Origin of the sequence: Rhodococcus sp. 15-2388-1-1a (assembly GCF_002259145.1) — a bacterium.
Classification (GTDB): domain Bacteria; phylum Actinomycetota; class Actinomycetes; order Mycobacteriales; family Mycobacteriaceae; genus Rhodococcoides.
Genome location: NZ_NPFP01000032.1, coordinates 92520 through 106414, shown reverse-complemented (window position 1 = coordinate 106414; position 13895 = coordinate 92520). Strand labels below are relative to the sequence as shown.

General features: G+C 65.5%; 12 protein-coding genes. 8 read left to right on the top strand and 4 right to left on the bottom strand.

Going from position 1 to position 13895, the window contains the following annotated elements; genetic code table 11:
- Positions 1–6: 6 nt before the first annotated feature.
- Together pcaG and pcaH are read right to left on the bottom strand one after the other, a co-directional pair.
- The gene (pcaG, locus tag CH302_RS18740; RefSeq protein WP_037193148.1) at positions 7–645 is read right to left on the bottom strand and encodes a protocatechuate 3,4-dioxygenase subunit alpha; all 639 of its coding nucleotides are present in this window, start codon (positions 643–645) and stop codon (positions 7–9) included.
- The gene (gene pcaH, locus CH302_RS18735; RefSeq protein ID WP_037193146.1) at positions 638–1354 is read right to left on the bottom strand and encodes a protocatechuate 3,4-dioxygenase subunit beta; all 717 of its coding nucleotides are present in this window, start codon (positions 1352–1354) and stop codon (positions 638–640) included. The genes pcaG and pcaH overlap by 8 nt, the downstream gene beginning before the upstream one ends.
- Before the next feature lie 108 nt (positions 1355–1462).
- Between pcaH and CH302_RS18730 the strand changes: the two genes are divergently transcribed.
- Positions 1463–2212, top strand: a complete 750-nt coding sequence (locus CH302_RS18730) for a CoA transferase subunit A (protein ID WP_179274629.1) — start codon at positions 1463–1465, stop codon at positions 2210–2212.
- Positions 2209–2856, top strand: coding sequence for a CoA transferase subunit B (locus CH302_RS18725; protein ID WP_037193144.1), 648 nt, complete (start codon positions 2209–2211; stop codon positions 2854–2856). The genes CH302_RS18730 and CH302_RS18725 overlap by 4 nt, the downstream gene beginning before the upstream one ends.
- Here the strand turns inward: CH302_RS18725 and fdhD are convergent.
- Positions 2833–3678 (bottom strand): formate dehydrogenase accessory sulfurtransferase FdhD, encoded by an 846-nt coding sequence (gene fdhD, locus CH302_RS18720; protein ID WP_037193141.1) that lies wholly within the window; start codon positions 3676–3678, stop codon positions 2833–2835. The two genes, CH302_RS18725 and fdhD, sit on opposite strands and share 24 nt — an antisense overlap.
- 34 nt (positions 3679–3712) lie before the next feature.
- The gene (malQ, locus tag CH302_RS18715; RefSeq protein WP_052047909.1) at positions 3713–5920 is read right to left on the bottom strand and encodes a 4-alpha-glucanotransferase; all 2208 of its coding nucleotides are present in this window, start codon (positions 5918–5920) and stop codon (positions 3713–3715) included.
- Between the two features lie 149 nt (positions 5921–6069).
- On the opposite strand from malQ, the gene CH302_RS18710 reads away from it, so the two are divergent.
- The 6 genes from CH302_RS18710 to CH302_RS18685 all read left to right on the top strand — a co-directional run bounded on the left by CH302_RS18710 (position 6070) and on the right by CH302_RS18685 (position 13841).
- Entirely contained in the window at positions 6070–6501 is a 432-nt protein-coding gene (locus CH302_RS18710) for an ATP-binding protein (protein ID WP_037193139.1), read from the top strand.
- A complete protein-coding gene (locus tag CH302_RS18705) occupies positions 6501–7286 on the top strand; it encodes a SigB/SigF/SigG family RNA polymerase sigma factor (RefSeq protein WP_037193137.1) in 786 nt (261 codons plus the stop codon). The genes CH302_RS18710 and CH302_RS18705 overlap by 1 nt, the downstream gene beginning before the upstream one ends.
- 61 nt (positions 7287–7347) lie before the next feature.
- Positions 7348–9339 (top strand): S9 family peptidase, encoded by a 1992-nt coding sequence (locus tag CH302_RS18700; RefSeq protein ID WP_037193135.1) that lies wholly within the window; start codon positions 7348–7350, stop codon positions 9337–9339.
- 9 nt (positions 9340–9348) lie between these two features.
- Positions 9349–12024, top strand: coding sequence for a valine--tRNA ligase (locus CH302_RS18695; protein ID WP_037193132.1), 2676 nt, complete (start codon positions 9349–9351; stop codon positions 12022–12024).
- A complete protein-coding gene (folC, locus tag CH302_RS18690) occupies positions 12025–13455 on the top strand; it encodes a bifunctional tetrahydrofolate synthase/dihydrofolate synthase (RefSeq protein ID WP_052047856.1) in 1431 nt (476 codons plus the stop codon).
- Positions 13452–13841, top strand: coding sequence for a DUF4233 domain-containing protein (locus CH302_RS18685; RefSeq protein WP_037193130.1), 390 nt, complete (start codon positions 13452–13454; stop codon positions 13839–13841). Before folC ends, CH302_RS18685 begins: the two co-directional genes overlap by 4 nt.
- The last annotated feature ends 54 nt before the right edge of the window (positions 13842–13895 follow it).

Sequence of the window (13895 nt, the reverse complement as noted above, 5' to 3'; positions counted from 1 at the left end):
CGTGTGTCACAGCGCGAAGAACGGAGTCTCGTCGCCGTCCGGATCGGTGTTCTGCAGCACGATGTCGAGGTGATATCCGCCGTGCACCGGTGCTGCGACGAGTCTGGCACGCTTGTGCTCCGGCATGGCGGACAACACCGGATCGACCGCATTGGCGTCGGTTTCGTCGGGAAAATACACTCGTGTCACGGCTCGATCGAGCATTCCACGGGCAAAGATTGCGACGTCGATGTGCGGTGCTTCGACGGCACCGTTCTCGGCGGGCAGCGGCCCCGGCTTGATCGTCGTGATCGCCATCGTTCCGGTCTCGTCGGCGAACGCTCGCCCGAAGCCGCGAAAGCCTGTGGTGCGCGACGGCACCGCGCCGCGCGGATCGTCGGGGTGATCGAACCGGCCGTCGCCGTCGGCCTGCCAGGTCTCGATCATGCCGTCGGACATGGGGTTTCGGGCTCCGTCGATCAGGGTGAACGACACGGTGATCTCGCCGTCGGTGCCCTGCGGGACCACGCTCTCACCGTCGGGCCACAGCAATCCGATGTGAACGTACGGGCCCACTGTCTGGGACGGGGTCTGGCCGAACGGTGCGGTACCGAAGTCGGCACCTGCGTTCACCGGGTAGCGCGGGGCGAACTCGGGATCAGTCATCGTGGTCGTCCTCCTCGAAGGGGGTTGCGTTTCGGCCGCGCAGCACGATGTCGAATCGGAATCCCAGGGCCCAATTTTCCTGTGTCGCTTCGTAATCGAACGTGCTTATCATTCGAGCACGCGAGTCCTCGGGCACGGCGTTGAAGATCGGATCCTGGAAGAACATGGGGTCGTCCGGGAAGTACATCTGAGTCACCAGTCGTTGGGTGAACGCCTGGCCGAACAGTGAGAAGTGAATGTGGGCGGGTCGCCACGCGTTGTGGTGGTTGCCCCAGGGGTACGCGCCCGGCTTGATCGTGGTGAATCGATACCTGCCCTCGGCATCGGTGAGTACACGACCGTTGCCGTTGAAGTGCGGATCGAGCGGTGCAGGCCACCGGTCACCGGTGTGACGGTATCGGCCGCCTGCATTGGCCTGCCATACCTCGACGAGTGTGTTCGGAATCGCCTTGCCGTCGCTGTCGAGCACGCGGCCGTGCACGATGATCCGCTGCCCCTGTGCCTCACCGTTGTTCGCCAGGGTGAGGTCCGAGTCGGCGGCGGTGACGCGTCCCTCGCCCAGCACCGGTCCGGTGATCTCGGTGAGTCGCTGGGGGAGCAGGGTCAGCGGCTGCGCGGGATGCCGAAGGGCGGTGGTCCGATACTCGGGGAAGTCGAGCGGGGCATGGACCCCCGATTGATCCCGATACTCGGGCGGGAGATGAAGCATCGAAGGTTCCTCACGATTGTGGTGATCTACGCAACAGCCAGAATAGCGAAATGTTCGCATTGTGGCAACCTGTTCATATTCCGCACAATATGCGGTAACGTGCGTCTCATGTTGGACAAAGTCGTGGCCAGCGCCACCGAAGCCGTAGCGGACATTCCCGACGGATCGTCGATTGCCGTCGGCGGATTCGGATTGGTCGGAGTGCCGGAGATCCTCATCGACGCCGTACTCGCCCAGGGCGCGACCGATCTGGAAACCATCAGCAACAACTGTGGAACGGATGGATTCGGCTTGGGAGTGCTGTTGGCACACCACCGCATTCGCCGGACCATCAGTTCGTACGTCGGCTCGAACAAGGAGTTCGCGCGGCAGTATCTCTCCGGCGAACTCGAAGTCGAATTGACCCCGCAGGGCACCCTCTCCGAACGACTGCGAGCAGGTGGTGCCGGCATACCGGCGTTCTTCACGCCCGCAGGGGTCGGAACTCAGGTCGCAGACGGCGGTTTGCCGCTGCGGTACGACGGCAGCGGCGGGATCGCACTGGCCAGTCCGCCCAAGGAAACCCGTGAATTCGACGGTGTCACCTACGTGATGGAACGCGGAATCGTCGCCGACTACGCGCTCGTGCACGCCTGGAAGGGCGACCGCCACGGCAACCTGGTGTTCCACGCCAGTGCCCGAAACTTCAATCCGCCTGCCGCCGCGTCGGGGCGCATCACCGTCGCGCAGGTCGAGCATCTCGTCGAGCCGGGCGAGATCGGACCCGACGAGGTGCACACCCCGGGTATTCACGTGCAGCGGGTGGTCCATGTCGGACCGGTCGAGGTCGGCATCGAGCAGAGGACGGTACGAGCATGAGCGAGAAGATGACCCGCGAACAGATGGCGGCTCGGGTGGCGCAGGAACTCAGCGACGGTCAGTACGTCAATCTCGGCATCGGCATGCCGACTCTCGTGCCCAACTACATCCCCACCGACGTCTCGGTGATCCTGCATTCGGAGAACGGAGTGCTCGGCGTCGGACCGTATCCCACCGAGGACGAACTCGACGCCGAGATCATCAACGCGGGCAAGGAGACCATCACGGTCCTTCCCGGTGCGTCCTACTTCGATTCCGCACAGTCGTTCGGAATGATCCGTGGCGGTCAGGTCGACGTCGCGGTACTGGGGGCGATGCAGGTCAGCGCCACCGGTGATCTGGCGAACTGGATGATCCCCGGGCACATGGTCAAGGGGATGGGTGGCGCGATGGATCTGGTGCACGGAGCGCGACGCGTCATCGTGATGATGGAGCACGTCTCTCGCAAGGGTGAGCCGAAGATCGTCGAGCGCTGCACCCTGCCGCTCACCGGGAAGGGCTGCGTGCACAGGATCATTTCCGACATGGCCGTTCTCGACGTCACCGCGAACGGGCTGCGTCTCGTCGAGACCGCGCCCGGTGTGTCCGTGGACGAGGTCAGGAACGCGACCGCTGCCGAACTACTGGTCGACGCTGCCCTCTGAGACGAGAACGCGGTCGGCGTGTGAGTAGATGTTCATCGACCGACCGCGGAGGAAGCCGACGACCGTCAGGCCGGATTCGGTCGCGAGGTCGACCGCGAGCGAGGACGGGGCCGAGACCGCCGCGAGAATCGGTATTCCGGACATCACCGCCTTCTGAGCCAATTCGAACGAGGCGCGGCCGCTGACCATCAGCACCGTGCCCTGCAGCGGAATCCGATCGTTGGTCACCGCCCAGCCGACGACCTTGTCGACGGCGTTGTGGCGTCCGACATCCTCACGCAGAACAAGCATCTCGCCGTCTGCGGTGAACAGGGCTGCGGCATGCAGACCGCCGGTGGTGTCGAAGACCTTCTGCGCAGCGCGCAGCGTGTCGGGTAGCCCGGACAGAGTTGCCGACGTCACGACGACGGAATCGGCCACGGGGGAGTGTTCGGTGCGCAAGCGAATTGCGTCCAACGACCCCTTGCCGCACACCCCGCACGAGGACGTCGTGTAGAAGTTCCGTTCGACGCCGGTCTCCGGCGGAGCGACTCCCTCGGCCAGGGTGACATCGAGGACGTTGTAGGTGTTCGCGCCCTCGTCGTCGACTCCGTCGCAGTAACGAGCCGCTGCGATGTCGGCTCCCGAGGCGATCACACCTTCGGTCAGCAGGAAGCCGTGAACGAGCTCGACGTCGTGTCCGGGAGTGCGCATGGTGACGGCCAGCGCTACGCCGTTCACCCGCAACTCGAGCGGCTCCTCCACCACGAGGGTGTCGGGGCGTTCGACGCGGTGCTCACCTCGGAGTCGGACGACGGGCCTGCGGGTGGTGATGCGGCCCATCAGTATCGGCTCGATTCGCGGTGACTTCGGTGACTCATTCTTCGATTGTGGACCCCGGCGTTCTCGGGCCGTCGACTCGGTGGGCCATTGCGCTCACCAACGAGACCATGCGGGGGTGATCGACGAGATCGTCGACGAGCACTCGCTTGCCTTTCGCGTCGGCCAACGGGATCTTCCAGTTCTCGTACTGGGTTTCGTCGGTACCGGGCTGGTTCTGAATGCGGTGTTCTCCGACAGCGTCGACGAGAGCGACACCGATCAGCAGGGATGGACTGCGCTGGACGAGGCGATGCAGAGCTTCCACCGTGTCGTGGTTGTCGGCGTCGGCGCCGAGCAATCCGCGCTCGCGCGCCATGTCGAGAACTGCCTCACGTTTGCGCGCGTCGACCTCCTTCTCGGAATCGATATCGCGCTCGAGCAGGCCGAGACGTGATCGCAGGTCGATGTGTTCGCCGTCGAGATAACCGGCCGTGGGCGGCAGATCGTGCGTGGTCACCGACGTCAGACACAGAGTGCGGTAGTTCTCCGGCGGGATCGGCCCCGATTCGTCGGCCTCGAACCACAGGATCGAGGTGCCGAAGATGCCGCGTTCGGTGAGGTACTCCTGCACCATCGGCTCGAAGACACCGAGGTCCTCACCGACCACCACTGCGCCTGCGCGCTCGGCCTCCAGAGCCAGGATGCCGATCAGAGCCTCGTGGTCGTACTCGACATACGTTCCGCCGCCGGCATTCTCGGCCTCCTGTGGAATCCACCACAGGCGGAACAGGCCCAGGATGTGGTCGACGCGGATGCCGCCGGCATGACGAAGGATGGTGCGCAGCATGTCGCGGTAGGGGACGTACGCGAGTTCGCGGAGCCGGTCCGGATCCCACGGGGGTTGGTTCCAATTCTGGCCCTGCTGGTTGAAGTTGTCCGGCGGCGCGCCCACCGTGACTCCCGACGCCAACACGTCACCCAGAGCCCAGGCATCGGCTCCACCGCGCGCAACGCCCACGGCGAGGTCGTGCATGATGCCGATGTCCATCCCCGCATCGAGTGCCGAGCGTTGCGCGGCTGCCAACTGCTCGTCGCAGATCCACTGCAGCCACATGTGGAAGTCGATGCGCTCGGCGAGCTTGGTGCGCTGCTCGAGCACGAAGTCGGTCCGCGGGTGTGCTGCCTTGTCGGTCCAGGCCGAATTCTCGGGTCCGAACTTCTCCGCCAGGGCGCTCCACACCGCGAAATCACGCAGTCCGGAACCCTCGCGTTCGACGAACGCGCGGAATGCGGATTCGCGCGCCGGGCTCCGTTCGACCTTGTGAACACGTTCCATGGCACGCAGTTTCGCCGTGAAGGTCGAGTCTCTGTTCAGCTTTCCGGTTCGCTTGTTGGCCTTGTCGAACCGCTTCGCCGCTTTCTGGACCTTGCCGAACTGTTCCGGTGACAGCAGCGCGGTTTCACGAATGTTCTCCACTCGGATGTAGAGCGAGTTGAAGAACCGGCGGGTGGTCGGCAGATAGGGCGACGCCTCGACCGGTGTGGTGGGTCGGTCGGCGTGCAGCGGATTGACGAGGAGGTAGTCGAACCCGTGCTCGCGGCCGGCGATGTCGGCCATGTCCTCCAGATCGCCGAGATCACCGATTCCCCACGATCGTCTCGACCTCACCGAGTACAACTGGGTGAGCAAACCCGTCCGCTGCCGGTCTGCCAGTTCTGCATTGGGGGACAACGACTTCGGAGTGACCACCACGACCGCGTCCGATGTTCGGACCGTGTTGTCCTCGCTGATGGTCGTCGCGGTCAGGCTGTGCCAACCGAGCGGTGCATTACCCGGAACGACGAACGTGGCGCGACCCATGAGGCGGCCGTCGACCTCCCGGGGATCGACCCAGACGTCGGCCTGGGCCACCTCGATGGTCTCACCCTCCTCGGAGACCATCGAGACCTCGACCGGATTGCCGTGTGGCACATGCACCCACACCACGGCATCGGTGCCCTGCGTGGCCACCACCACGGGCGGAAGCAAGCGCCGCCACGGCGCGTTCTCGATGTCGGCAAGAGCGCGGTCGACGTCCTCGGTGGATTCGGTTGCGTAGCCGCGTGCGGCGAGCACCTGACGCAGGGTGTCGTCGCTCACTTCGTGTTCGGTGTCGTCCCAGCCTCGGTACGAGGTCGATGTGCCGAGACGTCGGGCGAGAGAGCGAAGTGCCTGCGAGTAGTCCACATCGATGATCGTGCCAGTTCGCTGCGCCCGCGTCATGCCGGCCGGGACGTTGTTCACCTGCCATCGGTGCGAATCGAACGATCGGCGGGCCCGGTTGCTCGACTGCCAGGATTGAAACGCCGTGCGCTGGGTAGTCTGACTCGGCGAACGGTAAGAACACTGCTCGGCGACGATGGGAAGTGCGGATGGCTGGGGTCAGCAAGATCGAAGAACTGGAGCGAGGTTCCGGTGCACCGGTCGAGCTGAGGGTGCGTGCCGAGGCCGACCAACTTCCGGTGGTTCGCGCGGTCGCCGAGACTCTCGCAGTGCTCAGCGACTTCACGCTCGACGACATCGCCGATGTGAAGCTGGTCGTGGACGAGGTGTGTTCGCAGCTGATCAAGGGCTCGGTCACCGATGCGGAGCTCTCCTGCACGTTCGCTGTGAGCGACTCCGGAATCCGGATCGTCGTCACATCCACGTTGACACCCACGTCCGTGCCCAAGAAGGACAGCTTCGGCTGGCACGTGTTGCAGACGTTGACCGACACCATCGAACTGCGCGCCGACGACGCGGTCGAGGGCCAGGCGGGTCGCGCGGTCGCGATCGACGTGGTCAAGCGGAGGAGCAAGGTCTAGTGCCTGTGCCGCACGAACGAAGCACACGGCGAGAGTCCGACGATTACAGCGACGTTGTCGCACTGATCCAGCAGATGCAGGCGCTCGACGAGAACTCTCCGCAGCGCCGAGTACTGCGCGATCGCATCATCACGCGCTGCCTCCCTCTCGCAGAACACATCGCGCGCCGCTTCGGCGGTCGCGGCGAGGCACACGAGGATCTCCTGCAGGTCTCACGTCTCGGTCTGGTGAACGCAGTCGACCGGTTCGACATCGAACGTGGATCGGATTTCGTGTCGTTCGCCGTACCCACGATCATGGGCGAGGCTCGCCGCTACTTCCGCGACGCCGGATGGTCGGTCCGGGTGCCGCGGCGCATGAAGGAACTGAACTCGATGATCTCCCAGGCGGTGGGGTCGTTGTCGCAGAAGCTCGGTCGAGCTCCGACCGCCAGCGAGATCGCCGCCGAACTCGGGATCGACGTCAAGGAAGCCTCGCAGGCATTGCTTGCGCGCAGCGCGTACCAGACCGTCTCGGTCGACTCGGTGGTCAGCGAGGATCGGTTGCCGCTGATGGACACCCTCGGTGCCGACGATCCAGAACTCGAGAAGATGGAGAGCTACCTCGCGGTGCGCCCTGCACTCGAGAAGCTGCCCGAGCGAGAGCGTCGAATCGTCGTCCTCAGATTCTTCGGGTCGATGACCCAGACGCAGATTGCCGAGAAGGTGGGGATTTCGCAGATGCACGTCTCGCGAATTCTGGCTCGCACCCTCGCTCAGTTGCGTGAGGACCTCGGCGAGGACTGAGGGCAGGAGTGGAGCCTGCGGATTGACTCGATCGGTCGACCGGTGAAGCTAGGCTCGCTGGATGAGCATGTACGACGACGTCGACGAGTACATCGGAGCCCGTCGAGTCACGGGCCTGGCGGCATCGCACGATTTTTCGCGGGCGGTGATCGCGATTGCTGCACTGGACGATTCGCGGACCGAGTACCGAACGTCGTTGTGGGAGATCGATGTCGACGGTGGTTCGCCTGCCCGACGCCTCACTCACGGCGAGTGGGGTGAGAGCGCTCCGGTGTTCACCTCGGCGGGCGATCTGTTGTTCTCTCGCCGGTCCAGCAAGGACGATCCGGCCCGGCTGTGGATTCTGCCTGCGTCGGGCGGCGAGGCGCGAGTGCTCGAGACTCGGTCGGCCGGTCTGAGCGAGGTCCGAACCGCCCGATCCGGACTCGGGCTCGTCGGGTTCTCGCCGGTGTTCGGATCGTCGAGCACCGATGAGGACGACGACGCCCTGCGCACCGAGCGCAAGGCGAACAAGGTGGATGCAATTCTGCACACCGGGGTTCCGGTGCGTTTCTGGGATCACGACCTGGGCCCGGCGACCCCACACTTGTTCTCGGGATCGGCGGAGGGTTCCACCGGACTGCGCGATCTCACCCCCGGTGCGGCCGGGGCACTCCACGAAGCGGCATTCGATGTCGTTGCCGACGGTTCTTTCGTCGTGTCCACCTGGGCCGTCCCCGGCGCTCTGGCGACCGTGCGGACCGTGCTGGTGCGCATCGACACCGCGACGGGGGAGCGCACCACGATCGTCGACGACGTCGATGCCGACCTGGGCGCGCCTGCGATCTCGCCCGACGGCGCGTCCGTGGTGTTCGTGCGTGAATCGCTCTCCACTCCCGAGGACGCGCCGCGAATGACGCTGCAGCGCTACGATTTCGAGTCCTCCTCGGTCGTCGACGTCGCGCCCGGCTGGGATCGGTGGCCGATCGACCCGGTGTGGCTGCCGGACGGGTCGGGGGTACTGGTCACCGCAGACGACGACGGCCGGTCCCCGATATTCGTCGTCCGTGACGGCGCGGAGCCGCGTCGGCTGACGAACACCGACGATGCGTACACCCACGTTCACGTGTCCCCGGACGGAACCAGGGTGCTGGCACTCGCCGCGTCCTATCTGGCCGCTCCGCATCCGGTCTCGATCGACCTGTCCGACGGCACCGTCGTCGACCTCGACACCTCCATCGACCGCTGTCCGTTGCCGGGAACTCTCACCGAGATCGACACCGTCGTCGACGACGGTGCCCGGGTGCGCGGCTGGCTGGCACTGCCCGAGGGTGCCTCGGACGCGGCGCCCGCACCACTGCTGCTGTGGGTGCACGGCGGTCCGCTCGGCTCGTGGAACACCTGGTCGTGGCGGTGGAACCCGTGGCTGATGGTGGCCCGCGGATACGCCGTGCTGCTGCCGGATCCGGCCCTGTCCACCGGGTACGGCCAGGAGTTCGTGCAGCGCGGCTGGGGAGCGTGGGGCAAGGCCCCGTTCACCGATCTGATGGCGTTGACCGATGTCGCGGCCGGGCTACCCGAGATCGACGACACCCGCACCGCGGCGATGGGCGGATCCTTCGGCGGCTACATGGCCAACTGGATCGCCGGACACACCGACCGGTTCGACGCCATCGTCACCCATGCGAGCCTGTGGGCGCTCGATCAATTCGGGCCGACCACCGATGCGCCGTACTACTGGGCCCGCGAGATGTCTCCGGAGATGGCGGTGGAGAACTCCCCGCACCTGTTCGTCGCGGACATCGCGACGCCGATGCTGGTCATCCACGGCGACAAGGACTATCGCGTGCCTATCGGCGAGGGCCTGCGGCTGTGGTACGAACTGCTCAGCGAATCCGGTCTGCCCGCCGACGACGAGGGCAACACCGAGCATCGTTTCCTCTATTTCCCGGCCGAGAACCACTGGATTCTGAGTCCCCAGCACGCCAAGGTCTGGTACGAGGTGGTGCTGGCATTCCTGGCGGAGCACGTGCTGGGCGAGAGGGTGTCGATGCCCCGAATCCTCGGCCACTAGAATCGACCGGTGACCAGTTCAGCGCCAGAGCACTCAGAGAACCCCGCCGATTCGATCGACCTGCCCAAGAGCTGGGATCCCAGTGCGGTCGAGGCGGAGCTGTACCGGTCCTGGGTCGACGCCGGGTACTTCGAAGCCGACGCCACCAGCGGCAAGCCGCCCTACTCCATAGTGCTGCCCCCGCCCAACGTCACGGGCAGCCTGCACATGGGTCACGCTCTCGACCACACGTTGATGGACGCGCTGAGTCGTCGCAAGCGGATGCTCGGGTACGAGGTGCTGTGGCTGCCGGGTATGGACCACGCGGGAATCGCCACGCAGACCGTGGTGGAGAAGCAGCTCGCCGCCGAGGGTAAGACCAAGGAAGAGTTCGGCCGCGAGCTGTTCATCGACAAGGTCTGGGACTGGAAGCGTGAATCGGGCGGAACCATCGGTGGGCAGATGCGGCGCATCGGCGACGGTGTCGACTGGAGCCGAGAGCGTTTCACCATGGACGACGGCCTGTCCGAGGCCGTGCAGACCATGTTCAAGCGGATGTTCGACGACGGTTTGATCTACCGCGCCGAGCGACTGGTCAACTGGTCGCCGGTGCTGCAGACCGCCATCTCCGACATCGAGGTCAAGTTCGAGGACGTCGAGGGCGAACTCGTGTCGCTGCGATACGGCTCGCTCGACGACTCCGAACCACATGTCATCGTCGCGACAACCCGCGTCGAAACGATGCTCGGCGACACCGCAGTTGCGGTCCACCCCGACGACGAGCGGTACAAGGCTCTCGTCGGCACCACCCTCGAGCACCCGTTCACCGGACGCCGGATCCCGATCATCGCCGACGACTACGTCGACCCCGAATTCGGCACCGGCGCAGTGAAGATCACCCCGGCTCACGACCCCAACGACTTCGAGATGGGCGTGCGGCACTCGTTGCCGATGCCCTCGATCATGGACAAGGCAGGCCGGATCGCCGAGACCGGAACGCAATTCGACGGTATGGACCGCTTCGAGGCGCGTGTGAAGGTTCGTGAGGCACTGGCCGAGCAGGGCCGCGTCGTCGCCGAGAAGCGCCCCTACCTGCACAGCGTCGGCCACTCCGAGCGCAGCGGTGAGCCGATCGAGCCGCGCCTGTCGCTGCAGTGGTGGGTCAAGGTCGACACCCTGGCGAAGGCGGCCGGTGACGCAGTCCGGAACGGCGACACCGTCATTCATCCCAAGAGTCAGGAACCGCGCTGGTTCGCCTGGGTCGACAACATGCACGACTGGTGCATCTCGCGTCAGCTGTGGTGGGGTCATCGGATTCCGATCTGGTACGGACCCGCCGGCGAGACCGTCTGCCTCGGACCGGGGGAGAGCGCACCGGAGGGCTGGGAGCAGGATCCCGACGTTCTCGACACCTGGTTCTCGTCCGGGCTGTGGCCCTTCTCGACGATGGGGTGGCCCGACGCCACGGCCGATCTCGAGAAGTTCTATCCCACCGGCGTTCTCGTCACCGGATACGACATCCTGTTCTTCTGGGTCGCCCGCATGATGATGTTCGGCACCTACGTCGGAGCGGACGACGCGATCACCGCAGGTAAGCAGGGGCCGCAGGTTCCGTTCCGAGATGTGTTTCTGCACGGCCTGATTCGTGACCAGTTCGGCAAGAAGATGTCGAAGTCGCGCGGCAACGGAATCGATCCTCTGGACTGGGTCGATCGTTTCGGTGCCGACGCGTTGCGCTTCACGCTCGCTCGCGGTGCGAACCCGGGTGCCGACATGTCCGTCGGCGAAGACCATGCGCAGTCGTCGCGCAACTTCGCCAACAAGTTGTTCAACGCCACCAAGTTCGCCCTGATGAACGGCGCGGCACCGGCAGATCTGCCTGCCCGTGCCGAGCTGACCGACGCCGACCGATGGATCCTCGATCGACTCGAAGAGGTTCGGGCAGAGGTGGATTCGGCGTTCGATCGCTACGAGTTCAGTAAGGCCTGCGAGGCGCTGTATCACTTCGCCTGGGACGAGGTCTGCGACTGGTACCTCGAGATCGCCAAGGTGCAATTCGCCGACGAGACCATCGCCGCCACCACGCGCGGGGTTCTCGGTAACGTCCTCGACGCTCTGCTTCGGCTGCTGCATCCGGTGATCCCGTTCGTCACCGAGACGCTGTGGAAGGTGCTCACCGGCGGCGAGTCGCTGGTGATCGCGGCGTGGCCGAGTCCGGCCGTCGAGTCTCTCGATCCCGTTGCGGCACAACGCATCGAGGATATGCAGCGACTGATCACCGAGATTCGCCGATTCCGCAGCGATCAAGGACTCAAGCCGTCCCAGAAGGTGGCGGCCCGCATCGTCGGAGTGTCCGAATCCGATCTGGACGGGCAGATTTCGGCAGTCACCGCACTGGCTCGACTGACCGAGCCCGCCGAGGACTTCGCCGCGACGGCGTCGGTCGAGGTGCGCCTGAGCAAGGCCACCGTGGTCGTCGAACTCGACACCTCGGGCACCGTCGACCTCGTCGCCGAGCGGGCCCGGCTGGTCAAGGATCTCGCCGCTGCGGAGAAGGAACTCGCGCAGACCACCGGCAAGCTCGGCAACGAAGCGTTTCTCGCGAAGGCACCGGATGCGGTGGTGGACAAGATCAGAACACGCCAGACGATCGCGGGCGAAGAGATCGCACGCATCTCGGCGCGGCTCGAATCGATGGGAAGCTAAGTGACCGAACCCGACGCCGCCCTGCCCCTACCTCCGCCGAGTCCGGTCGATCTGGCCGAGCTCGCTCTCGTGGAGGCCGAGCTCGACAAGCGTTGGCCCGAAACGAAGATCGAACCGTCGACTGCTCGAATCTCGGCGCTGATGGATCTGCTCGGCTCCCCGCAGAAGGCGTACCCGTCGATTCACGTCGCCGGCACGAACGGCAAGACCTCGGTGACCCGCATGATCGATGCGCTCCTCACCGCATTCCATCGGCGTACGGGCCGCACCACCAGTCCGCACCTGCAGATGGCGACCGAGCGGATCAGCATCGACGGGCGGCCCATCTCGCCCCGGCTCTACGTCGACACCTACAACGAGATCGCACCGTTCGTGGACATGATCGACGCGCAGTCCGAGGCTGCGGGTGGACCTCGCATGAGCAAGTTCGAGGTGGTCACGGCCATGGCGTTCGCGGCGTTCGCCGAGGCTCCGGTCGAGGTAGCCGTCATCGAGGTCGGGCTCGGTGGGCGTTGGGACGCCACCAACGTCGTCGACGGTGAGGTTGCCGTCATCACCCCGATCGGCCTCGATCACGTCGAGTTCCTCGGCGACGATCTCGCGGGGATCGCGGGGGAGAAGGCTGGGATCATCAAGAAGGCACCGGAATCGCTCGTGCCGCGTGACACGGTCGCGATTCTGGCGAAGCAGCAACCCGAGGTCTCCGAGGTCCTGCTGCGGGCAGCCGTGCAGGCGGACGCCGCGGTGGCGCGGGCCGGATCGGAATTCACCGTGCTCGGCAGGCAGATCGCCGTGGGTGGCCAACAACTGGAACTGCAGGGGCTCGGTGGGGTGTACACCGACGTCTTCCTTCCGTTGCACGGCGAGCATCAGGCGCACAATGCGTCCCTTGCACTCGCTGCGGTCGAGGCGTTCTTCGGTGCCGGGCCGGATCGCCAGCTCGATCAGGACACCGTGCGCGCTGCGTTCGCCACGATCGTCAACCCCGGTCGACTCGAGCGGGTACGCAACGCCCCGACAGTGTTCCTCGATGCCGCGCACAACCCGCACGGGGCAGCAGCGCTCGCAGCCGCCCTCACCGACGAATTCGACTTCCGCAAACTCGTCGGCGTCGTCAGCGTCATGGCGGACAAGGACGTCGGAGCGATTCTCGAGGCACTGGAACCGGTGTTCGACGACATCGTCGTCACCCACAACGGGTCGGCGCGGGCGATGGACGTGGACGCGTTGGCCGACGTCGCAGTGGCCAAGTTCGGCGACGAACGGGTGGTGGTTGCGTCGACCTTGCCCGATGCCCTGGAGACTGCCATCGGCTTGGCCGAGGAAGTCGCCGAGCCGGGCGAGGCCGTGTCCGGTGCCGGAGTCGTGGTGACCGGATCCGTGGTGACCGTCGGTGCAGCTCGCACTCTGTTCGGAAAGGACCCCGCGTGAGCGAGACAGAGTTCAGACCACCCACGAACGATCCGTGGAAGGGCTTCCGCGGTGTCGCGGCGGGCACTCTCGTGCTCGAAGCCATCGTGACGCTGCTCGCGCTGCCGGTGGTGGCCACCCTCGGTGGCGGTGCGACCTGGTTCTCGACGACGTACATCGTGGCGTTGGCCGTCGTGATGATCCTGGCTGCAGGAAAGCAGGGGGAGCCATGGGCGATGAAGCTCAACCTCGTTCTCCAGGTGTTCGTTCTGGCCGGGGCCGTGTTCCACCTTTCCATCGGAGCCGTCGGCCTGATCTTCATCGCGGTCTGGCTGTATCTGCTGTACCTGCGCCGTGACATCACCGAGCGCATCCGACGAGGAATGCTGCCGGGGCAGCGCGACTGACAGGGAAGCCCGTCGGTTTCGGCGATGCGCCGCGCGCCGCATCGCCGTGTTCCA